General features: G+C 63.7%; 21 protein-coding genes and 1 riboswitch. Of the genes, 6 read left to right on the top strand and 15 right to left on the bottom strand.

Going from position 1 to position 20866, the window contains the following annotated elements; translation table 11 throughout:
* Window positions 1-5: 5 nt before the first annotated feature.
* Together cobW and E4Z66_RS01000 are read right to left on the bottom strand one after the other, a co-directional pair.
* Window positions 6-1061: a cobalamin biosynthesis protein CobW gene (gene cobW, locus E4Z66_RS01005; protein WP_136461078.1), complete on the bottom strand. Its 1056-nt coding sequence runs from the start codon at window positions 1059-1061 to the stop codon at window positions 6-8.
* Between the two features lie 12 nt (window positions 1062-1073).
* Window positions 1074-1475 carry a DUF1636 family protein gene (locus tag E4Z66_RS01000; protein WP_136461077.1) on the bottom strand — a complete coding sequence of 134 codons (402 nt, stop codon included), beginning with the start codon at window positions 1473-1475 and terminating at the stop codon, window positions 1074-1076.
* Window positions 1476-1510: 35 nt separating this feature from the next.
* A riboswitch (cobalamin riboswitch) is annotated at window positions 1511-1700 on the bottom strand.
* 84 nt (window positions 1701-1784) lie between these two features.
* Here E4Z66_RS01000 and cobO point away from each other — a divergent pair.
* Together cobO and E4Z66_RS00990 are read left to right on the top strand one after the other, a co-directional pair.
* Window positions 1785-2399: a cob(I)yrinic acid a,c-diamide adenosyltransferase gene (gene cobO, locus E4Z66_RS00995; protein WP_136461076.1), complete on the top strand. Its 615-nt coding sequence runs from the start codon at window positions 1785-1787 to the stop codon at window positions 2397-2399.
* 141 nt (window positions 2400-2540) lie between these two features.
* A complete protein-coding gene (locus E4Z66_RS00990; protein ID WP_136461075.1) occupies window positions 2541-4025 on the top strand; it encodes a cobyric acid synthase in 1485 nt (494 codons plus the stop codon).
* 15 nt (window positions 4026-4040) lie between these two features.
* Here E4Z66_RS00990 and cbiB read toward each other — a convergent pair whose 3' ends face one another.
* Complete coding sequence (gene cbiB / locus E4Z66_RS00985) at window positions 4041-4982, bottom strand: adenosylcobinamide-phosphate synthase CbiB (protein ID WP_136461074.1); 942 nt, start codon at window positions 4980-4982, stop codon at window positions 4041-4043.
* Window positions 4979-5563 carry a histidine phosphatase family protein gene (locus E4Z66_RS00980; protein WP_136461073.1) on the bottom strand — a complete coding sequence of 195 codons (585 nt, stop codon included), beginning with the start codon at window positions 5561-5563 and terminating at the stop codon, window positions 4979-4981. Before E4Z66_RS00980 ends, cbiB begins: the two co-directional genes overlap by 4 nt.
* Before the next feature lie 44 nt (window positions 5564-5607).
* On the opposite strand from E4Z66_RS00980, the gene cobU reads away from it, so the two are divergent.
* The 3 genes from cobU to cobS are packed head-to-tail and all read left to right on the top strand — an operon-like array spanning window position 5608 to window position 7879.
* On the top strand, window positions 5608-6120 hold the full coding sequence (gene cobU, locus E4Z66_RS00975; RefSeq protein WP_136461072.1) for a bifunctional adenosylcobinamide kinase/adenosylcobinamide-phosphate guanylyltransferase: 513 nt from the start codon (window positions 5608-5610) through the stop codon (window positions 6118-6120).
* Window positions 6117-7133, top strand: coding sequence for a nicotinate-nucleotide--dimethylbenzimidazole phosphoribosyltransferase (gene cobT, locus E4Z66_RS00970; protein ID WP_136461071.1), 1017 nt, complete (start codon window positions 6117-6119; stop codon window positions 7131-7133). The genes cobU and cobT overlap by 4 nt, the downstream gene beginning before the upstream one ends.
* Window positions 7130-7879: an adenosylcobinamide-GDP ribazoletransferase gene (gene cobS / locus E4Z66_RS00965; protein WP_136461070.1), complete on the top strand. Its 750-nt coding sequence runs from the start codon at window positions 7130-7132 to the stop codon at window positions 7877-7879. Before cobT ends, cobS begins: the two co-directional genes overlap by 4 nt.
* 12 nt (window positions 7880-7891) lie before the next feature.
* Here the strand turns inward: cobS and E4Z66_RS00960 are convergent, their stop codons facing one another.
* From E4Z66_RS00960 to E4Z66_RS00925, 9 genes are all read right to left on the bottom strand, one after another.
* Window positions 7892-8215 carry a DMT family transporter gene (locus E4Z66_RS00960; RefSeq protein WP_136461069.1) on the bottom strand — a complete coding sequence of 108 codons (324 nt, stop codon included), beginning with the start codon at window positions 8213-8215 and terminating at the stop codon, window positions 7892-7894.
* Window positions 8216-8280: 65 nt separating this feature from the next.
* Complete coding sequence (locus E4Z66_RS00955) at window positions 8281-9360, bottom strand: heme-dependent oxidative N-demethylase family protein (RefSeq protein ID WP_136461068.1); 1080 nt, start codon at window positions 9358-9360, stop codon at window positions 8281-8283.
* Between the two features lie 9 nt (window positions 9361-9369).
* Window positions 9370-10317 (bottom strand): PDR/VanB family oxidoreductase, encoded by a 948-nt coding sequence (locus tag E4Z66_RS00950; protein ID WP_136461067.1) that lies wholly within the window; start codon window positions 10315-10317, stop codon window positions 9370-9372.
* Window positions 10314-10916, bottom strand: a complete 603-nt coding sequence (locus E4Z66_RS00945) for a dimethylamine monooxygenase subunit DmmA family protein (RefSeq protein WP_136461066.1) — start codon at window positions 10914-10916, stop codon at window positions 10314-10316. Before E4Z66_RS00945 ends, E4Z66_RS00950 begins: the two co-directional genes overlap by 4 nt.
* 70 nt (window positions 10917-10986) lie before the next feature.
* A complete protein-coding gene (locus E4Z66_RS00940; protein WP_136461065.1) occupies window positions 10987-12120 on the bottom strand; it encodes an aminomethyl transferase family protein in 1134 nt (377 codons plus the stop codon).
* A gap of 93 nt (window positions 12121-12213) precedes the next feature.
* On the bottom strand, window positions 12214-12384 hold the full coding sequence (locus E4Z66_RS19560; RefSeq protein ID WP_168797693.1) for a hypothetical protein: 171 nt from the start codon (window positions 12382-12384) through the stop codon (window positions 12214-12216).
* A 36-nt stretch (window positions 12385-12420) separates the two neighbouring features.
* Window positions 12421-13803 carry an ammonium transporter gene (locus tag E4Z66_RS00935; protein ID WP_136461064.1) on the bottom strand — a complete coding sequence of 461 codons (1383 nt, stop codon included), beginning with the start codon at window positions 13801-13803 and terminating at the stop codon, window positions 12421-12423.
* A 69-nt stretch (window positions 13804-13872) separates the two neighbouring features.
* Window positions 13873-16257 (bottom strand): trimethylamine N-oxide demethylase, encoded by a 2385-nt coding sequence (locus E4Z66_RS00930; protein ID WP_136462088.1) that lies wholly within the window; start codon window positions 16255-16257, stop codon window positions 13873-13875.
* A 42-nt stretch (window positions 16258-16299) separates the two neighbouring features.
* Complete coding sequence (locus E4Z66_RS00925) at window positions 16300-17643, bottom strand: NAD(P)-binding domain-containing protein (protein ID WP_211097093.1); 1344 nt, start codon at window positions 17641-17643, stop codon at window positions 16300-16302.
* A gap of 171 nt (window positions 17644-17814) precedes the next feature.
* Between E4Z66_RS00925 and E4Z66_RS00920 the strand changes: the two genes are divergently transcribed.
* Window positions 17815-19107 (top strand): ABC transporter substrate-binding protein, encoded by a 1293-nt coding sequence (locus E4Z66_RS00920; protein WP_136461062.1) that lies wholly within the window; start codon window positions 17815-17817, stop codon window positions 19105-19107.
* Here E4Z66_RS00920 and E4Z66_RS00915 read toward each other — a convergent pair.
* Window positions 19091-19816, bottom strand: coding sequence for a FadR/GntR family transcriptional regulator (locus E4Z66_RS00915; RefSeq protein ID WP_246035821.1), 726 nt, complete (start codon window positions 19814-19816; stop codon window positions 19091-19093). The genes E4Z66_RS00920 and E4Z66_RS00915 overlap by 17 nt on opposite strands.
* Window positions 19817-19933: 117 nt before the next feature.
* Window positions 19934-20818: a formyltetrahydrofolate deformylase gene (purU, locus tag E4Z66_RS00910; protein ID WP_136461061.1), complete on the bottom strand. Its 885-nt coding sequence runs from the start codon at window positions 20816-20818 to the stop codon at window positions 19934-19936.
* Window positions 20819-20866: the final 48 nt, after the last annotated feature.

Here is a 20866-nt window from a genome sequence, read left to right as displayed (position 1 = left end):
CGGCCCTATTCGGCGGCTTGGGCGATCACGCCCAGCGCGGCTTCGATCACGTCGCGGCGGATGTCGTCATGTTCCGCAATGACCACAAGACGGCCCTGACGGGTTTCGTCCGGTGCCCAGGGGCGGTCATACTGGTGCCGCACCCGCGCGCCCACAGCCTGCACCAGCAGGCGCATCGGCTTGCCCGTCACAGCGGCATAGCCTTTGACCCGAAGGATGTTCTGCGTATTCGCCAGCGTCTCGATCGCGGTGACAAGCTGCACCGGATCGGCGAGTTCGGGGATATCGACGGTGATGCTGTCGAAATCGTCATGTTCGTGGTCATGGTGGCCATCATGGTGGCTTGGACGCGCCTCCATATCGTCTTCGGCCGCCGCTTCGAGGCCGAGGATCACGCGCGGATCGACGACACCTTCGGCCACCTCAATGACCGGCAGCGGGCGCGGCGCTTCGGCGGCGATGATCGCTTTCGCCTTGGCCACCCCTTCGGGACCGGCCAGATCGGGCTTGGTCAGCAGCACGATATCGGCGCAGCTGATCTGATCTTCGAACACTTCCGACAGCGGCGTTTCATGGTCGATGCTTTCATCGGCAAGGCGCTGCGCATCGACAGCGGCGACATTGGGCGCAAACCGGCCTGCGGCCACCGCTTCGGCATCGGCCAGCGCGATCACGCCATCCACGGTGATCCGGGAGCGGATATCGGGCCAGTCGAACGCCTTGAGCAGCGGCTTGGGCAGCGCCAGACCGCTGGTTTCGATCAGGATGTGATCGGGGCGCGGATCAAGCGCCATCAGCGCTTCGATTGTCGGGATGAAATCGTCGGCCACGGTGCAGCAAATGCACCCATTGGCCAGTTCCATGATGTTTTCTGCCGGGCAATCGGGGATCGCGCAGCTTTTCAGGATGTCGCCATCGACCCCGACATCGCCGAATTCATTGACCACCACCGCAAGGCGCTTGCCGCCCGGGTTTTGCATCAATTCGCGCACCAATGTCGTTTTCCCGGAGCCGAGAAAGCCGGTGATGACGGTAACGGGGAGTTTTGCCAGTTCGGACATGGTAGCCCTTTCTCAAAGATCGGTCAGGTTCGGCGCCGGTTTGCGCAGGGGGGGAATGCGCGCAACGCAGTTCCGTTTGAAATGTTCAGGCCGCTGCCGCCACGGGATCAGGCCATCGGCTGCGTCACGATACAGCGAAATCCCCTCCAGCAGGAGGTCCGTATCCGACGCTTCGTGCAGATTTGCGTACACATATGTCCAGCGCAGGTCGCCCCCGCGCATCGCGACAGAGCATCCGCCCTCGCAGTTTTGCAGGCATTCGACCGGGCTGAGCGTCACGCCTTCGGGCAGATCACGGGCGGCAAGGCTTTCATACAGGGCCGTGCCGGGGCGTTCGCCATCCTCGGCCACATCGGTCCCGCGCTTGCATTTGACGCAGACCAGAAGCTCCACCGGAGCAGGTGTATCACTCATTCAATTCCTCCTCCGGGGCACCCCGCCCGGGACTTCGTGTTGCACATCGGATGGCAGATCTCCTGGCTCGCGGGTTTCCCCCCTGTCGCCTTCCCGATAGCGGCGGACCGCAATCAGTGGCGTTGTGACAGGGGCAACCGCTTACAGTTGCGGGGGCAGCCGTGGACTTTCACCACGTTCCCTTTTCATGCGCCAAACGGCGCAACCATCAGCGGCCAAATGGCCTTGAACCGGCCCCCTTGTCAATTGCCGGATTGACGGCCCCAAAGGCGAATGTCACCTGTGGTGCCCGAACAGGGAGACCCCAGCATGACCGATGACATCACCGCCCGCCACAATGAGAAGATGCGCAAGATCAAGGCCGCGCGCGACAAGATGATGGCCACCAAGACCGAGGAAAAGGGCCTGATCATGGTCCATACCGGCACCGGCAAGGGGAAATCTTCTGCGGGTTTCGGCATGGTCATGCGCTGTATCGCCCACGGGATGCCCGCCGCGGTGGTGCAATTCATCAAGGGCAACTGGGACACCGGCGAAAAGACGTTCCTGCGCGATCGCTTCGCCGATGAGGTGCGCTTCTTCGTGTCTGGCGAAGGGTTCACTTGGGAAACGCAGGACCGCGACCGCGACATCGCCGCCGCCCAGAACGGCTGGAAGATCGCCAAGGAACAGATCCTCGACCCCGAAATTCAGTTCGTGCTGCTGGACGAGATCAACATCGCGCTGCGCTACGATTACCTTGATATCGACGACGTGGTTGATTTCCTGATGAACGAAAAGCCCGAAATGACCCATGTCTGCCTGACCGGGCGCAACGCCAAGCCCGAATTGATCGAGGCCGCCGATCTGGTGACAGAGATGACGCTGGTCAAACACCCGTTCAAGGATCTGGGCGTCAAAGCGCAAAAGGGTGTGGAGTTTTAGGCGGAACCGCCGGACGCCGAACGCCGCCCTGCGCCGCCCCGAAGCGGCTGCTTGACTATCCGGCGCGGCGACCGAAAAAAGGGACGATCCATCGGCACGCGCCTGCCGTTACCCTGCGGGCGCTTTTTCAAGGACACTGCCATGCCCCGCGCGCTTATGATCCAAGGCACCGGCTCCAACGTGGGCAAGTCCATGCTGGTGGCGGGGCTGTGCAGGGCGGCGACGCGGCGCGGGTTGTCCGTCGCGCCGTTCAAGCCGCAGAACATGTCCAACAATGCCGCCGTGACGGTCGATGGGGGCGAAATCGGGCGCGCGCAGGCGTTGCAGGCGCTGGCCTGCGGGGTGGCGCTGCATACGGATATGAATCCGGTCCTGCTCAAACCCGAAACGGATACGGGCGCGCAGGTCATCGTGCAGGGCAAGCGGCTGACGACTGCCAAGGCGCGCGACTATTTCCGCCTCAAGCCGCAGCTTCTGGAAAAGGTGTTGGAGAGTTTTCACCGCCTCGCCGCTGCCCATGATCTGGTGATCGTCGAAGGCGCAGGCAGCCCCGCAGAGGTCAATCTGCGCGCCGGCGACATCGCCAATATGGGCTTTGCCCAAGCGGCCGGGGTGCCGGTGGTTCTGGCGGGCGATATCGACCGGGGCGGCGTCATCGCGCAGATCGTCGGCACGCAGGCGGTGATCGATCCGGGCGATGCGGCGCGCGTCGCGGGGTTCTTGATCAACAAGTTTCGGGGCGATCCCAGCCTGTTCGATGACGGCTACAGGATGATCGAGGATCAGACCGGCTGGCGCGGTTTCGGCGTGGCCCCGTGGTTCCCCGATGCGTGGAAATTGCCCGCAGAGGATGCCTTGGACATCGCCGCCCCGTCCCGCAGCGCGGGGCTGCATATCGTCTGCCTGCGCCTGTCGCGCATCGCCAATTTCGACGATCTGGACCCGCTGGCGCAGGAACCGGGCGTCCGGCTGACCATGCTGGCGGCGGGCGAAGCGATCCCCGGCGATGCCGATCTGGTGATCCTGCCCGGCACCAAATCCACGCGCGGCGATCTGGCTTTCTTGCGTGCGCAGGGCTGGGATGTGGACATTGCCGCGCATGTGCGCCGTGGCGGGCATGTGTTGGGCATTTGCGGCGGCTATCAGATGCTGGGCCGCAGCGTGGCCGACCTCGATGGGATCGAAGGCGACGCAGGCACCGATAGCGGTCTGGGCCTGCTGCAGATCGATACCGTCATGACCCAAAGCAAGCATCTGACTCAGATCACCGCCACCCATTGCGCCAGCGGTGCGGGGTTTCAGGGCTATGAAATCCATATCGGCGAAAGCACCGGCCCGGACCGGGACCGCCCCTTCGCCCATGTGGCGCAAATGCCGGAGGGCGCGGTGTCTGCCGATGGGCGCATCATGGGCAGCTATCTGCATGGCATGTTTTCCGACGACGGCTTCCGCGCGGCTTTCCTGTCCGGTTTCGGCACCCGGTCCGAGGCGCGTTACACCGCCAGTGTGGAGGCGACGCTGGACGCGCTTGCCGATCATCTGGAACGGCATCTGGACGTGGACGCTTTGCTGGATGCCGCGCGGGAGCCGACGGCCTGCTTGGGCCGGGACGCCAAGACCGGGTGATCCCCGGCCACGTGCCTATAGCCCGGCCAGCCCCGCCAGCGCCAGCAGTGCCACCATGGCCAACATCGCGCGGCGATACAGCCGCAGCCCGCGCGCCAAATCCATGGCCGAGGGGTCCGGTGCCCCGGCATTCACCCATGGCTCTTCTGCGATACGGTCGCCATAGACGCGCGGCCCGGACAAACGCACCTGCAACGCCCCGGCCATCGCGCCTTCGGGCCAGCCTGCATTGGGGGACCGGTGATGACCTGCATCGCGCCACATCACCCGCGCGGCATCACGCGCGCGGCCCGACACCAGCACGAAAAGCGCGCCGGTCAGACGCGCCGGGATCAGGTTGACCAGATCGTCCAGCCGCGCCGCCACCTTGCCGAACGCGTCATAGCGGGCATTGCGGTGGCCGATCATCGAATCGAGCGTGTTGATCGCCTTATACGCTGCAAGACCGGGCAATCCGGCAACCGCGCCCCAGAACACGGGCGCGACAATCCCGTCAGAGGTGTTTTCCGCCAGGCTTTCCATCGCGCCGCGGGCGACACCGGCGGCATCCAGCTTGGTGGGATCGCGCCCCACGATCATCGACACCGCATGGCGCGCGCCTTGCAGATCGCCTGCGGCCAAGGGGGTTGCCACCGCTTTGACGTGGTCATGCATCGACCGCAGCGCCACGAAAGGCCATGCCAGCACCCCGCCAAGAACCACGCCGACCGCGCCATCGGGCAGCAGCGCCTGCACCGCGAGGGCCAGCGCAGCGGTCACCCCGACAACGGCTACGGTGGTCACGGCCCCTGCCCCGATCCGGCGCGATGCGGCCCCGGAATTGAGCCGCCGCTCCAGCCCGGAAATCAGCGCGCCGATCCATGTGACCGGGTGGCCAATCCGTGCGTAAAGCCTGCCCGGCCAACCCAGCACCGCATCCAGCGCGCAGGCCACGATCATCATCGCCGCAAAGCTCATGTCACGCCGCCCTCATTCACCGCGATCACCGAAAACCCCTGCGCAAAGCAGCGCAGCCGCACCAGCGACAGGGGCGCAATTTCGAATTTCAGCGCCAGCGCCGGGTGCCCCATCGCGATCCCGAGCGCCGCGCGCGCGGTGCCCGCATGGGCCACCAGCACCATCGGCCCTTCCGCCTGCACCGATGCCGCATAGGCCATCAAGGCGGGGTCGATCCGGGCTGTCATGTCCAGAAAGCTCTCCCCCTCCGGGGCCGCATGGCGGGCCAGTTCCTCGGTCGTCAGCGGGCCAAGATCGGGCAAATCGCAAAAGGCGCGCCCATCATCCGTGCCGAAATCCTGTTCCCACAGGCGGGGGTCTTGCGGAATGGTCCGGTCGGGGAAAAGCGCCTGCGCAGTGGCCTGGCAGCGCAGCGCGGGGCTTGTCACGACCTGCGCCCCGGCCAGACGCGCGCGCAGCGGGGCCAGTACCTCCTCGCCCGGAAGACAGGCGGCCACATCAGTCCGCCCGCACAGCCGCCCGCCATGATCGGCGGGGGCGTGGCGCAGAAGGATCAGTTCATCGCGCGCGATCGGGGTCAAAGTGCTCTTCCCTCTTTCTTTCGTTTCTGCTTTGTCACGCAGCCATGGGAAAGTCGATACTGATCACCGGCGGCGCCCGTTCGGGCAAAAGCACCTTGGCAGAGCGCATGACTCTGGCCCTTGGTGCGCCCGCGATTTACATCGCCACGGCCGATGCGCATGACGCCGAAATGGCCGACCGGATCGCGCTGCATCAAAGCCGTCGCGGCGCGGAATGGACGACGCTGACCGCGCCTCTCGATCTGAGCGAAGCGCTGGATCGCAGCGATGGGCAAGGGCCACGTCTGGTCGATTGCCTGACGCTGTGGCTGTCCAACCTGATGTTCGCGGAACGCGACGTGGCCGCGCAGACGGATGCGCTGTTGCACAGCCTTGCGCGGCAGAGCTCTCCGGTGATCTTCGTCACCAACGAGGTCGGCGCGGGCATCGTCCCCGAAAACCGACTGGCGCGCAGATTTCGCGATGCCGCCGGTCTGATGAACCAGCACGTAGCCACTGCGTGCGATGAACTCTGGCTATGCGTGGCAGGCCACCCAATTAAGGTCAAACCTACATGACATCTCCCTTGCGCTTTGACAGCTTTGCCTCCGTTTCCGGGTTCGCAAAGGATCTGCCCCTGCCCGACCAAGCCGCCATCGACGCGGCGCGCGCGCGGCAGGCGGAACTGACCAAGCCGCCCGGATCGCTTGGCCGACTGGAGGATTTGGCGATCTTCATGGCGGGCTGGCAGGGCGACGCGAAACCGGCGATCACCTCGGCGCAAGCCCTTGTTTTCGCGGGCAATCACGGGGTCTGCGCGCAGGGCGTGAACCCGTTCCCGCAGGAAGTGACCGCGCAGATGGTCGCGAATTTCGAAGCGGGCGGCGCGGCGATCAACCAGCTTTGCGGCGTTTCGGGCGCGCAGCTTTCGGTCATCGCGCTGGACCTCGATAATCCGACCGCCGATTTCACTGAAAGCCCGGCCATGTCCGAGGCCGAGTGCCTCGATGCGATGCGGCGCGGCGCAGAGGCGGTCGACCCCAAGGCCGATGTCCTGATCCTTGGCGAGATGGGGATCGGCAATTCGACCGTGGCCGCAGCGCTGGCCAATGGCGCCTTTGGCGGCGCGGCCGCCGATTGGGTCGGTGCGGGCACCGGGTCGGACGCGGCAGGTATCGCGCATAAGGCCAGCGTCGTGGCGACCGCGGTGGCGCGCCATGCGGCGACATCGGGCCTGACGCAGCTGGCCGCGCTTGGCGGGCGCGAACAGGCGGCGATCTGCGGCGCGGTTTTGGCCGCCCGCGCGGCCCGCATCCCGGTCCTGCTGGACGGGTTCATCTGCACCGCCGCCGTCGCGCCGCTGCACGTGGCCGACCCTGCCTTTCTCGATCACTGCCTGATCGGTCATGCCAGCCGCGAGCCGGGCCATCGCCATCTTTGCGCGTCCTTGGGCAAGGAGCCGATCCTCGCGCTCGACATGGCGCTTGGCGAAGGTTCCGGCGCGGCGCTGGCGCTGTCCATCCTGCGTGGTGCGCTGGCCTGTCACAGCGGCATGGCCACCTTTGCCGAGGCCGGGGTCGCAGGCGGATGAGCGCGGCGCGCCGCATCCACGAAGCGCGGCTTGCCATGATGATGCTGACCCGGATTCCGATGGGGCATCTGCCCGACCCGGCACCGCGCTTGGCGCAAGCGGCATGGGCCTATCCCCTTGTCGGTCTGGTGACCGGCGGCATCGGCTGGGCCGTCTTGCACGCGGCCCTGTTCATGGGACTGACGCCGCTTCTGGGGGCCCTCGTTGCGCTGGCTGCGATGGTGCTGAGCACCGGTGCGCTGCATGAGGACGGGCTGGCCGATTGCGCCGACGGGCTGGGCGGTGGGCGCGACCGCGACCATTGCCTTGAGATCATGCGCGACAGCCGGATCGGCAGTTACGGCGTCGTGGCGCTGGTTTTCGCACTGTCCCTGAAAACCGTGGCTCTGGCCGAAATCGCGACCGGCCCTGCCCTTTTGGCGTTGCTGTTCACCGGTGTTTTCAGCCGGGTATTGATGCTGGCCGCGCTGGTCTGGATGCCCGCCGCGCGCCGTGATGGGCTGGGCCACGGGGCGGCAGGCCCGGCTGCCGGGGCGCTTGTCCCCGGGGCAGTGTCGGGCGCGGTGCTGGCCGTTCTGCTTGGCCCGCCCGCCCTTGGAGCGTTGATCGCGATGGGCCTTGGTGCCGCAGCCGTTGCAGCACTGGCCCAGCGGCGGATCAAGGGCCAGACCGGCGACGTTCTGGGCACGGTTCAGGCGGTGTCAGAGACGTTGGGCCTTGTCGCATTGACCGCCGCGCTGGCCTGACCCCAGCGCCACTCAGGCACTGCCATCCACCAGCTTCAGCCCGATGATACCCGCGACGATCAGACCGACACAGGCAAAGCGCGCGATGGACACAGGCTCGGCGAAGATGATGATGCCGAAAATCACCGTCCCCACTGCGCCGACCCCGGCCCAGACCGCATAGGCGGTGCCAACGGGGATGGAGCGCGCGGACAGGCTGACAAGGTAAATGCTGAACATCGCCAGCGCCAGCGTCAGGATCGTCGGCACCAGTTTGGTGAAACCGTCCGACAGTTTCAGCCCCATCGTCCAGCCGATTTCCAAAAGTCCCGCAATACACAAGATCAACCACGCCATCGCGGCACCCTTTCCTTGATGATTTTCGTCACACCGCCCCGCCGGGCGCCCTTAAACGGGGGCCCTTAAACGCGGGCTGGTACCTTGTTCAGCGCCACGTCGGTTTCGTCCGGGTAGATGCCCGCCGAGGTGGGCGCGCCATCGTCGAATTTCGACAGGTACTCCACGATCACCGGGCGGTTCACCGCAAAGCCTTTGTAATCGGCCAGTTCATCGGGCAGATCGCGCAGGACACGGTGCAGGCGGCGCCCCCATTTGGGCACGCTTGTCAGGTCTTCCAGATTGATCAGATAACAGCGGATCGGAAAAGCCAGCGCGTTCGATCGCGGCAACCGCCAGAAGGTTTGAAGTTCGACCCGAAGATACTGTTTTTGCCCGACATTCTCTGGCGTGATCGTGCGCTTTTCCGGGCCCCATTTGTGGTAGTTTTCCGGGCTGGTATCCAGCCGGGGATTGACCGTCATGGTCCAGTTCAGCCGCCGCGCCGGAGTGTCCTGATTGACATGCATGAGGAATTTCAACGCCCGCTGGAAGACGCCCATTTCATGCGCCTTGGGCACCGGTGCATGCCATTCGAAGAAGTTCATGCCGATGTCGAAATCAAGGCTCCAATCCGCCTGGCTGGTGACCATACCGGCATCCATCCACAGATTGTCCTCGCGCTGGTCCAGCACGGCGAAATCGCCTTGGGCCTGCCGGGTGATGTATTCCATCGGCCCATAGGGCAGCGTCGTGGGATCGCCGAAGGTAAAGCGTTGTTCGATCCCCAAGGGCTTGTTGATCCAGTGCCAGCGATCGCCGTCGCGGTTCAGCGTGAACAGGTCGGGATAATCCGCCGCCTTGGACACCATGATCAGTTCCAGCAAATCCCAGCCCGCCAGTTCCATATGCGGCAGCGACTGGCAGCGCAGCGGGTCTTCGTCGAGCGTGATCGCCCGGTCGCGCATTTCGCTGACATAATGTTCGTCCACGTCAAAGCGCACGTCAAAGGGCGTGCCCTCCGGCCCGGTCTCATGGGGTTCCATGTTGACCGAATACATGTAGTCGTCCTTGTCGAAGGGGAACGGGAACCGGGCGATGGCGACGGGAGAGTTGAAGAAGGTGTAATCATCGCGGAAGGTTTCGTCGTTGAACTGGATGGTCATCGCAGCCTCCTATCGGTCAATGATGAGTTCCTGCCCCTCGAAACGAGAGACGCAGGGCATGATCTTGGTCTGGGCGGCGCAGTCATCGTCGCTGAGCCAGTGGTCGTTATGCTCGATCCGGCCCTTGCACGAGGTCACGGCGGTCTCGCATTGGCCGCAGGCGCCGCCACGGCAGCTCCATGGGATGTCGATCCTGGCGGCTTCCAACGCTTCGAGAAGGCTTTGATGCGGGCCGACCGTCAGCGTCTGGCCCGAGCGCGCCAGCGTGACCTTGAACGGCTTGCCCGGCGGCGGCGACAGGAACGCTTCGGAATGAAGCGCGGCGGCGGGCCAGCCATGGCGCCGGGCCGCATCTTCCACCGCAGCGATCAGCCCTTCGGGGCCACAGGTATAGACATGGGTGCCCAAGGGTTGCCCGCTGAGGATCGCGCCAAGGTCCATCCGGTTGCCCTCGTTGCTGATATGCAGGTGGATATGCGGCAGGCTGGGCAAAAAGGTCAGCCCTGCGGCCTCTTCCCGGCTGCGGGCCGCGTAATGCAGTTCGAACGGCACCTGCATCCGGGACAATTGGTGCAGCTGCGACAGGAAGGGCGTGATCCCGATGCCGCCTGCGATCAACACGTGCTTGCGCGCGCGCAGGTCCAGCGAAAACAGGTTGAACGGGCTTGTCACGGCCATCAGGTCGCCGGTCGCGACATTGCCATGCATGAAGCGCGACCCGCCGCGCCCGTTATCTTCGCGCCGCACTGCGATCTCATAGCCCGACCCGTCATCAGGGGCAGAGATCAGCGAATAGGCGTTGCGGCGCAGCATGTCGCCATAGGGCATTTCGACCACCACATGCGCCCCGCCGGAAAAGAGCGGCAGCGGCGCGCCATCGGGATGTTCAAAGCGAAAACGGGTCACAAGCGGGGTCAGCGCTTCTTTTTCGGTCACGCGAAGCATTTGGGCGATCATGGAAGAATCTCCTGGCGCTCGGGCACCTCGCCCGGTGTTTCGGCATCGACGCAAACCCCTTGGAAGGCCCCCAGCCTGCGCGAGAAATGGTCCCGCACGAACAGGGTCAGACCGCAATGGGAACAGGTGAAGGGGTCGGTGGTCACATCTTCGGTCACGCCCTTGCAGTGAACGCATTGCATCCGGCGCGCGATGGAGCCGCGATGTTCGGCCTGAATGGCCTGCGCGGGCAATCCGGCGGCAAGCGCCTCGGCGGCGGCTTTGCCGATCAGACCTTCGGTGCCGGCAAGATACAGCCGCGTGCCCATGGTCGCATCGGCCAAGGCCTTGCGGTAGCGCGCTGTAATCGCGTCATAACTTGGGGCCTCGTGATATTGCCGCGCCTCCAGTGCGCGCATCCGCACGGTGTAATCGCTGCCCGACGGGATATAGATCACATGCGCATAATCCATCACCGCCGGGTCGCGCTCGGCCAGGTCCAGAATGGCCGCCGCCCCTTCGGCGTCGCACAGCATGATCGTGGGCCCGGCGCCGTGGCTTTCCAGCGGCGCATAGACCGGGCGGCTCAGGATCGAGGGGGAAAATGTGACTCGGGTCATGGGGTATCCTCAGTCTTTTGCTGGGGGTGCAGCCCTTGCAACGCGTGAGGCATCGCAAGGGCCGACATCCTTAGCCTTTCGCAGTCCGGCGCAGCTTGTCCGGGTCGTAGAACGGCATCGGGCTTGCGGTCGCGGCGATCTCGCCATCGGGGTTCTGCACGGTCAGCGCGGTGCCCGGCACGGCGCAATCGACCGGCATCCGGGCGATGCCCACATTGTGTTCGTTCAGCGGGCTGTACATGCCGATGGTGACGACACCGACCTGCTTGCCATCCTTGAGCAGCGGCGCGCCCTCGGCCGCCGGTTCGGTGCCCTCCAGCTTGACGCCGTAGATCTTGAACCGTTCCTTGCCCTTGAGGCGGTAATGCTCTTCCGCGCCGCGAAAGCCGGTCTTGCCCTTGGACACGGTGAAATCCAGACCGAGTTCCCAAAGCGTGTCGCCATGGGCCTCGTCCTCGAACGGGTACATCTCGGAATTGTCATAGGGGAAGAACAGCAGATAGCTTTCCGCCCGCAGCAGATCGAGCGTGGTAAAGCGCGTCGGAATGATGCCCATCCCGGCCCCTTCCGCGACGATCGTGTCCCAGATTTCCACCGCATCCTGACGGCGGCAGAAAATCTCGTATCCGCGCTCGCCGGTATAGCCAGTGCGCGAGATCGTGACAGGCTTGCCGAACAGCATGGTGTGGATGTGGCTGAAATAGACCACGTCGCGGATGCCCGGCACGTGCTTTTCCAGAAAATCCACGGCCAGCGGGCCTTGCAGCGAAATGTCGTGCAGATCGTCGTCGAACAGCACCGACACATTGCGCCCGGTCGCCGCCATTGTCAGCTGCTCGTGTCCCGCGCCAGAGCCATGCACCACCATGAAGCTATGCGGGCCCATGCGGTAGATCACGCAATCATCGACGAATTTGCCCTGCTCGTTCAGCATACAGGCATAGGTCGAACGCCCCGGTTTGAGCTTTTCGATATCGCGCGTCACGGCGCGGTCGATCACGTGGCTGGCATGGGGGCCGATCACATGCACCTTCTTGAGACCGGATACATCCATGACGCCCGCCTTGGTGCGAATGGCAAGGTATTCTTCGGTCTGGTCCTTGTCATAACTCCAGGCGGTGCCCATGCCGCTCCAGTCCTCCAGATCGGAGCCCATGGCGCGGTGCCGGTCGGCAAGGGCTGAAAATCTCCATGATGCGGTCATTTGTCTGTCTTCCTAACCTGTCTAGCGTCTTGTTCTTGTGTGTTCTGCAAGGGTCCGGGGCAGCGGGACCGCCCCGGACCAAAGGCCGTGGCCTTAGCGTTTTTCGACCGCGTCGTAGGCCGATTTCTCGTGCTTGTTGCCAAGGAAGATGGCGATACCCAGCAGCACCATGGTGGCCAGCAGCCAGATCAGTTCCATGCTGCCAAAGCCGGTGTAATAGGCGCCTTCAAATCCATCCCAGGTTCCAGCGGTTACAGGGTTCATCTTGTTTCCTTTCCGATTAAGAGCGAGCCCGTCCGCTTATTCAGCGGGCGAGACAGAGGGGTGGATCGATTCCGGGTAAGCGGAGGACGGCACCTTGGTCAGATCGAGACCCAGCACTTCCGCCGCTTCCGGCACGCGCAGCATCCCAGTCACCTTGAGAAGGAAGGACACGGCATAGCCCGGCACGAAGCCCAGCAGCGCCATGACAGCCGCGCCGCCCAGCTGGCCCATGAGCGAGATTTCGATCACGTCCGCGTCGCCGAACATCGCCGGATAGCCGCTGCCGACGATACCGACAGCGATCACGCCCCAAAGGCCAAGGAAGCCGTGGACGGTGAACGCGCCGACCGCATCGTCGATCTTCATCCGCTCGATAAAGCTGGCGACGAAGGGCATCATGCAGGCCCCGATGAAGCCGATCACGAAGGCCAGCGGCGGCCACCACAGATCGATCCCGGCTGCGGCCGAAATGATCCCGCCCAGCGCGCCGGACATCATCCAGAACGGATCGCGCGTGGTCATCCAGGCGCCGATGATGCCGCCCGCAAAGGCCATCAGCACGTTGAAGGTCATGCCCGACATGGTCATCGGCGTGCCATAGATCGACGTTTCGATCTTGCCGCTCCAGGACCAGGCCTCACCCGGGACGATAACGCAGCCCATGAGAAAGCCCCAGAAGCCCGCGATGATCAGCATCAGGCCGATCAGCGTCATCGGCATGGAGTGCCCGGCAAGCTGGTTGGCGCTGCCATCGGCGTTGAACTTGCCGATCCGCGGCCCAAGGTTGAGCAGAACGCCCAGCGCGAAGAAGCCCGCGATCATGTGGACAACGCCCGATGCGCCGAAATCGTGATAGCCAAGCTTTGTGACCAGCCAGCCATCTGCATGCCAGCCCCAAGCGGCGGCAAGAATCCACACGAAGGCGCCCAGCACAACGGCCAGCACGATAAAGCCGGTCAACTGGATACGCTCGATCACCGACCCGGACAGGATCGACGCGGTGGTGGCCGCGAACAGGACGAACGCGCCCCAGAACACACCCGACGCCTGGTCGGCAAGGTTCGGACCCATGTAAGGGCTGGTCGGGCTTGCGATCTCGTTTGCATAGGCAAAGCCGGAGATTTCCATGGCGCCCATCGCGCCGCTCAGCCCTGTGGGGAAGGCCCAGTAGATCCACCAGCCGACATAATAGAAGAACGGCACGATCATCGCGAAGGCGAGGATATTCTTGATGCCTGACGCCAGCGCGTTTTTCGACCGCGATGCGCCCATCTCATAGGCAAGAAAGCCCACATGGATCAGCACCATGAGGGGGATCGTCAAGTAGTAGAAGGTTTCGGAGAAAATACTGCCGGTCGCGGCCGCCTTTGCCTCCAGTTCGGCGACTGTTGCCGCCAAGTTTGCCAGTTCCTGTTCCACGTCCAAGCTCCTTGTTGTGTCTCCGGACGGCGCGCCGCCCGCGTGGAGTTTCCCTCCCCATCCCCGGCCTTATGACCGTGGGCGTTCTTTCTTCGGGTCGTAGTGTGGGAAGGGCGAAATCCGTGCTTCGACCCGTTTGATATGTCCGTCCAATTGTCCGATCTCGACCTCGGTGCCGATCTCGGCATGGGCCACGTCGATGCGGGCCAGCGCGATCATGCGGCCCAGACGCGGAGAGCGCATGGCAGATGTCACCTCGCCCACCTGCGCGCGTCCGATCCGCACCGGATCGCCATGCGCCACCGGCTCCTGGCCTTCGATCTCCAGCCCGACCAGCTTGCGGGCGGGCGTTTCCTTGCGGCGGATCAGGGCATCGCGGCCCACGAAATCGGCGGTTTTCGACTTCAGCGGAACGGTAAAGCCGATGCCGGCCTCGAACGGGTCGGTCTGATCGGTGAAATCGTAATCGGCAAAGATCAGGCCCGCTTCGATGCGCAGCAGGTCCAGCCCTTCCAGCCCCAGCGGGCGGATGCCCAGCGGCGTGCCGGCCGCCCAGATCGCGTCAAAGACCTCTGCCCCATCCTTGGGGTGGCAGAACACCTCATAGCCAAGCTCGCCCGTATAGCCCGTGCGCGAAACCACGACCGGCGCGCCCTGCGGCCCGCCGATGCGGCCCACGGTAAAGCGGAACCAGCCCAGATCCTGAATTGCGGGCTGATGGGGGGCGGTCCAGATCACCTCGGCCATCAGGCCGCGCGACTTGGGGCCTTGCACAGCCAGATTGTGCATCTGATCGGTGGAGGACCGGATCAGCACGTTCAGCCCCAGCGCCTCGGCCTGTTCGCGCATCCACACGCCGCCCTCGTCAGAGCCGCCGATCCAGCGGAAGTTCTGCGCGCCAAGGCGGAACAGCGTGCCGTCGTCGATCATCCCGCCATGGGGGTAGCACATGGCCGTATAGACCACCTGCCCCACGCCCAGCTTTTCGACGTTGCGCGTTAGCACCCAGTTCATCAGCGCTTCGGCATCGGGGCCGGTGACTTCGAATTTGCGCAGCGCGGAGAGGTCCAGCGCCACGACGCCCTCGCGGCACGCCCAATAGCTTTCCACGGCATCGGTGGTCGGGAAGGAATTGGGCAGCCAGAAGCCCTTGTAATCCACGAAATCACGGGTCATGGCCGCAAACTTGTCGTGGAAGGCAGTTTCGCGCGTCATCACAGGCTCCGCGTCTGGGGTGGCACGCCATGCGGCGGCGCGTTGAAAACGCTCGGTGCCGGAATAGCTGCGCACGTGAATGTCGGTGAGATCCCAGCCATTGGCCGAAGAGGTGTCATCGGGACAGGCAGAAGAAACGCAGACGATATCGGTCAGCGCCCGCAGCATCACGTAGTCGCCCGGACGCGACCACGGCTCGTCCGCCAGCAGCACGCCATGGTCGTCCACGGCGGTGTTGAAGAAGAAATTCGCCGCCATCCAGCCGGGCCGCGCAGGCACGCCGTAATCGGCCAGCGCGCTGTTGAAATTGTCCGAGCAGTTGGCATGGCCGGGATAGCCGATATCGTCGTAATACTTGGCCGCACAGGCCAGCGCGAAGGCATCGTGCCGCCCGCATGTGTCCTGAATGACCTCGACCAGCGGCACCATGTCCTGATCGAAATACTTCCCGTGTAGCCCCGGCATCGGATAGGCGTGGTGTTGCAGCGTGCGCGTGGTCGTCACGTCCAGTGGATGGGCGATACCGCGATCCAGCTTGCGGGCGTCAAAGCATTGGAAATCCGTGCATTGGCGGCCATCCACATCGATGATCTGGAAATACTCGCCTGCCTTGATCCGATACGCCTCGGCGGTGGCGGAGCGCACGCGCAGATCGAGGATCGGATCGGCCAGAGGGTCCGGCAGATCGAAACGCGGGCTCAGATCGGGATTGGCGCGGGTCAGATGCAGTGTCAGCGGCGTGGCGGTGTCCTGCCGTTCCAGATCCATCGGCGTGCCGGGGGCTGCCACGATCGCATAGCCCGGCCCTTGCGCAGTGAATGCCGCGCGATCGCCCTCCGGGCTGGCCGTGCCGAACAGCGATACCGCCTGCCCGGCCCTCAGCGCCGTGTCCAGATCAAGCCCGCGCCGCGCGCAGCCTGCCCGCACGCGTTTGGACGGCGGACCGCCCGCGCCGATCAGTGCGACAAGCCCCGTGGCGGAGCCCTCCGCCGCCGCGCCCAGCAGACCCGCGTCGGCGCGCCCATCGGGATGGATCGCCACAAGCTCGGCCCGCTGGCCACCTTCGTCATTCACCAGTTCGATCCGGTCACCGGGTCGCAATTCGACCAAAATGGCCCCTGCCCCCGGTATCCCATGCCGTTCCTCGCCGCGCAGCCGGATCATGCCGGATGGCCGCCGCACGCGCGTCGGGCGCGGCGGGCCGGGGCGGAAATCTGCGCGGAGGATATCGTCCAGCATGGGCTTTTGGGTGACCGGGACAGACCCGGCCACGCTCCTTCTTCAGTTTTGCAGATAGACTTCCATCGAGTCGTCCAGCGCGTCTTTCCACGGGGTATGGTGGACAGGCGCCATGGTGCCGGTGATGACCGATTTGTAGCTGTTGTTGCGGAAGGCCATGATGTCTTCGGCCTTATGCGCCTTCCATTCGAAGAACGCCTGACAGGCCCCATCGATGTCGAAGCTGGGGTAATCCGTCTCGGCCACCAGCTCCTTCACGTATTCCGCCTGATACTTGATGGCGTATTTCACGTCATCGCTGGCCTCTTCGCGCGCCTCGCGCTCGGCCACATCGGCCAGCATCGCGTCCTTGTCATTGGGCAGTGCGATCTTGCCCATGATGGCATCGCGCACCCACCATGCCTGCGCATCGAACATATTGAAGGTGAACCACTGGTCCTGCATCCCCAGATAGAACATCGCCGGGTTGTGGACATAGACCACCCCCTTGTAGAGATCCGCACTGGCCAACCGGTTGGCAGTCTTCAGGCGCAGATCGTCGGGCAGGAAGCTGAAGAAGTGCTTGTAGCCGGTGCACAGGATGATCGCATCGACATCCTTGGTCGTGCCATCGGCAAAATACGCGGTCTTGCCGTCCAGCTTTTGCAGCGCGGGCTTCTCTTCCCAGTTCTCCGGCCAGGCAAAGCCCATCGGCGCAGAGCGGTAGCAGCTGGTGATCGACTTGGCGCCGTATTTCCAGCATTGCGAGCCGATATCCTCGGCCGAATAGGACGCGCCCACCACCAGCACATCCTTGCCGGTAAATTCACGCGCATCGCGGAAGTCATGGGCATGGACGATCCGGCCGTTGAAATTGTCGAACCCCTCGTAATAGGGCACGTTCGGGGTCGAAAAATGCCCAGAGGCGCAGATCACATAGTCGAATTCCTCGCTATAGGAGCTGTCCTTGTCGTGGTCATGCACGGTAACGGTGAACTTGCCGGTCTCTGCGTCGTAATCCACCCAGCGCACGGGGCTGTTGAACCGGATCCACTTGCGCACATCCGCCTTGATCACCCGCCCTTCGATATAATCGAAAAGCACCGCACGCGGCGGGTAGGATGCGATCTGCTTGCCGAAATGTTCCTCGAACGAATAGTCCGCGAATTCCAGCCCCTCTTTCGGGCCGTTGGACCACAGGTAACGATACATGGAGCAATGCACAGGCTCGCCATTCTCATCGAGACCGGTGCGCCACGTGTAGTTCCAAAGCCCGCCCCAATTGCTCTGTTTTTCGAAGCAGACGACCTCTGGGATGTCCTCTCCCTTTTCGGCGGCCGACTGAAATGCCCTGAGCTGCGCAAGGCCGGACGGTCCGGCCCCAATGACTGCAACACGTTTCGACATGATCTTCCCCTCTGCTCAGAATTTGGTCCATACCAGGTTCGGAAACTGGTCCAGCGTCGTGAACCATTGAGGGGCGCGCGGTGCCAATCGGTCAATTATTTCCCCTGTAGAAATTTTATTTCCCTAAAATTTCGGCAGAATTTGAGCGAGAAACCGGATAAGGATGAATTTATGAGCAGTGTTTCGTTCGCACAGCGCCTCGCGGTAACTGGTTCGCTCAAGTTATTGGGCGCGCAGAATCGGTCTCCTGTCCGAATTGGCTTTGTCACGCCCCTCACCGGGCCGGAGGCAGAGTGGGGTCAGCAGGGCATCGATGGGTGCCGCCTTTGGGTGCAGGGGATCAATGCGTCGGGCGGTCTGATGATCGCCGGGCGGCGCCACCGGGTAGAGATCGTCACCCATGACAGCGCGCTTGGGCCGGACGCGACCCTCGCCGCCACGCGCGATATGGTGGAGCATCAGCGCGTAAGGCTGATCCTGACCCTGGGGGGCGACAGTTTCGCGCCGGTGCTGCCCTATCTGATGCGGCGGCGCGTGCTGGTCTCGACCCTGCTGCCGACCGACCTGTCCCCCGATACGCCCTATATGATCGCCCCGGCCGAGGTGCATCCGCTGTTCAACGTTACCGGCGTCGAATGGTTGGCACGGGCCGCCCCGCAGGCCAGAAAGGTGGCGCTGTGCAGCCAGACCGACCGGCTTGGCCTGCCTTCGCTTGCCGTTTACCGCGCCGCGTTCGAGGCGACCGGACACCAGATGGTCAAGGAAATCCGCTATGCCCCGACGGACACCAACGCGGAAGAGATCGTCGCGGCGATGCTGGCCGAGGGGCCGGATGTGCTGTGCTGGTGTTCTTCCGCGCCGCCGATGATGCAGGCGCTGACCGAAGCGGCGTATCAGCAGGGGTTCAGGGGCGAAATTCTGGCCTGCACGGCGGACGATTACGCAAGGATGATCGCGCGGACCTCGCCGGATTTCATGGCAAAATACACCTTTCAGTTCCCCGATTTCGACGATCCGATGCTGGCCGACACGGCGTTTTTCTTCAGCCGCCCCAAAGCGTTTTTCGACAGCTACAACCAGAATTTCCCGGGCAAGTGGAACGCGGTCAGCTGGGAATATGCCTCTGTGCTCGATCTGTGGCACAACGCGGTGGAACTGGCCGATACCGTCGCCCCCGTGTCAGTTCTGGCAGCGATGAAGCGGCGGCAGGAAATGCAGCACGCATTTGGCCCCGCGCGCTGGTACGGCACACCGCTTTTCGGGATCGACAATGCGCTGGTCGGCGACTGGCCCGTGGTGAAAATCCGCGACGGGCGCGCGCGGATCGCGGAATTCGGATCGGTGCTGAAATGGCTCGACGCGCATGAGGACGGTCTGAAACGGCATATGACCGCGCTGGGCCAGATGTGGCATCAGCGCCTTGCCCCACCCGACCCGGAGGTGGCGGTCAATCTTCCTGCATAAGCAGGCTTTGGTCTTCCAGCAGCGTCAGCTTCATGAATTCGCTGGCCTCTTCGATGTCGCGCGCGGCAATCGCGTTGAACAGCGCATTATACCCACGTTGATAGGCCGCAATCCGGCTGGGCGTCAGGTGACGGCGATACATGGCGGACCGAAAGCTTTGCCGCCGCGCGTCGATCACGAGGTTATAGCAGGCGGTCAGCAGCGGATTGCCGGTGCCCTCCGCGATCTGGCGGTGGAATTCTTCCTCCAGCCGCACGAATTTCATCGCGTCGGTCTGCACCGCTTCCATTTTTGACAGGGTTTGGCCCAGCGCTTCGATCTGGCGCGGGGCCATGTTCAGGATCGCCAGCCGCACCATCTCCGGCTCGAACATGCCGCGCACGACTTGCAGGTGGAGCGGCCCCGTTTCCGCCGCGACGGGCGCGATGGAACTGGCTGCGGCGTCCGGGTCATAGGTCACGAAAGAGCCGGACCCGGCACGGCGGCGGATCATGCCCCGGTCTTCGAGCTTGTCGAGCGCTTCGCGCACCGTGTTGCGCGCCACGCCCAGATCCAGCGCCATCTGCCGTTCCGACGGCAGCCGTTCATCGACGCCGTATTCCTGCGACACGATGCGGTTGGTCAGCGTGTCGATCACATATTGCACCGTGACGCCGACAACCTGCCCGGCGTCAGCGCTGATTGCGGCGCGGCGTTGCGGTCCGGTCACGTATCAGGCCCCTTGCTGCGAAGTCTTGAACTCATGGCCTGAATGAGTATGCGCCGCAGCCGGAAAAATCCAGCCACGGCGCACCGGCATGTCGCAATTGCGCAAGGCGCGTAGGCGTCAGCCCATGCGTTCGCTGGAATAGCTGCCGGGCGATGCCGGGAAGACCACGGTTTTGTTCCCGTTCAGGAACACGCGGTGATGGGCATGGGCGTGAATGGCACGGGCCAGAACCTGGCTTTCCACATCGCGGCCCAGCGAAACATAGTCATTGGCCGATTGCGCATGGGTGATGCGCACGATGTCCTGTTCGATGATCGGGCCTTCGTCCAGATCGGCCGTCACGTAGTGCGATGTGGCCCCGATCAGTTTGACGCCGCGCTGGAACGCTTGCTTGTAGGGGTTCGCCCCCTTGAAGGACGGCAGGAAGGAGTGGTGGATGTTGATGATCTTGCCGCTCATCTTCTGGCACATCTCGTCCGACAGGATCTGCATGTAGCGCGCCAGCACGATCAGGTCCGCTTCGGTGTCCTCGACCACCTGCATGATCGCCGCCTCTGCCTGCGGTTTGTTTTCCTTGGTCACCTTGATGCAATGGAACGGAATGTCCTGATTGACCACGACTTTCTGGTAATCCATGTGGTTGGAGATCACGGCCACGACCTCGATCGGCAGCGCGCCGATCCGCACCCGGTACAGCAGATCGTTCAGGCAGTGCCCGAAGCGGGACACCATGATGACGACCTTCATCTTCTCGGCCTCGTCATGGAAATTGTAGGTCATTTCGAATTTTTCCGCCGTGTCGGCGAAACCTTCGCGCATTTTCTCTAGATCGACGCCCTCTTCGCTATGGAAGCTGACCCGCATGAAGAAATTGCCGGTCTCCATATCGTCGAACTGGGCACTGTCGGTGATGTTGCAGCCGTGTTCGACCATATAGGTCGCGATGGCCGCCACAATCCCACGGGTGGATTTGCAGGTTACGGTCAGGGCGTATTTGCTCATGTCAGTCTCCGGTTTGGACATGTCTCGGCGTGGATCGGGCCGGGAAAA

The organism is Aliishimia ponticola, assembly GCF_004803475.1.
GTDB lineage: Bacteria > Pseudomonadota > Alphaproteobacteria > Rhodobacterales > Rhodobacteraceae > Aliishimia > Aliishimia ponticola.
This window is presented reverse-complemented; position numbering and strand designations above follow the sequence as displayed.

Bases quoted from the DNA above. Each gene is read 5' to 3' on its own strand.
- cobS (WP_136461070.1), top strand. From the start codon at position 7,130: ATGAGCGCGGCGCGCCGCATCCACGAAGCGCGGCTTGCCATGATGATG.
- cobT (WP_136461071.1), top strand. From the start codon at position 6,117: ATGACATCTCCCTTGCGCTTTGACAGCTTTGCCTCCGTTTCCGGGTTC.
- cobO (WP_136461076.1), top strand. From the start codon at position 1,785: ATGACCGATGACATCACCGCCCGCCACAATGAGAAGATGCGCAAGATC.
- E4Z66_RS00950 (WP_136461067.1), bottom strand. From the start codon at position 10,317: ATGATCGCCCAAATGCTTCGCGTGACCGAAAAAGAAGCGCTGACCCCG.
- E4Z66_RS00925 (WP_211097093.1), bottom strand. From the start codon at position 17,643: ATGTCGAAACGTGTTGCAGTCATTGGGGCCGGACCGTCCGGCCTTGCG.
- cbiB (WP_136461074.1), bottom strand. From the start codon at position 4,982: ATGAGCTTTGCGGCGATGATGATCGTGGCCTGCGCGCTGGATGCGGTG.
- E4Z66_RS00930 (WP_136462088.1), bottom strand. From the start codon at position 16,257: ATGCTGGACGATATCCTCCGCGCAGATTTCCGCCCCGGCCCGCCGCGC.
- E4Z66_RS00940 (WP_136461065.1), bottom strand. From the start codon at position 12,120: ATGACCGCATCATGGAGATTTTCAGCCCTTGCCGACCGGCACCGCGCC.
- E4Z66_RS01000 (WP_136461077.1), bottom strand. From the start codon at position 1,475: ATGAGTGATACACCTGCTCCGGTGGAGCTTCTGGTCTGCGTCAAATGC.
- purU (WP_136461061.1), bottom strand. From the start codon at position 20,818: ATGAGCAAATACGCCCTGACCGTAACCTGCAAATCCACCCGTGGGATT.
- E4Z66_RS19560 (WP_168797693.1), bottom strand. From the start codon at position 12,384: ATGAACCCTGTAACCGCTGGAACCTGGGATGGATTTGAAGGCGCCTAT.
- cobW (WP_136461078.1), bottom strand. From the start codon at position 1,061: ATGTCCGAACTGGCAAAACTCCCCGTTACCGTCATCACCGGCTTTCTC.
- cobU (WP_136461072.1), top strand. From the start codon at position 5,608: ATGGGAAAGTCGATACTGATCACCGGCGGCGCCCGTTCGGGCAAAAGC.
- E4Z66_RS00960 (WP_136461069.1), bottom strand. From the start codon at position 8,215: ATGGCGTGGTTGATCTTGTGTATTGCGGGACTTTTGGAAATCGGCTGG.
- E4Z66_RS00945 (WP_136461066.1), bottom strand. From the start codon at position 10,916: ATGACCCGAGTCACATTTTCCCCCTCGATCCTGAGCCGCCCGGTCTAT.
- E4Z66_RS00955 (WP_136461068.1), bottom strand. From the start codon at position 9,360: ATGACCATCCAGTTCAACGACGAAACCTTCCGCGATGATTACACCTTC.
- E4Z66_RS00920 (WP_136461062.1), top strand. From the start codon at position 17,815: ATGAGCAGTGTTTCGTTCGCACAGCGCCTCGCGGTAACTGGTTCGCTC.
- E4Z66_RS00990 (WP_136461075.1), top strand. From the start codon at position 2,541: ATGCCCCGCGCGCTTATGATCCAAGGCACCGGCTCCAACGTGGGCAAG.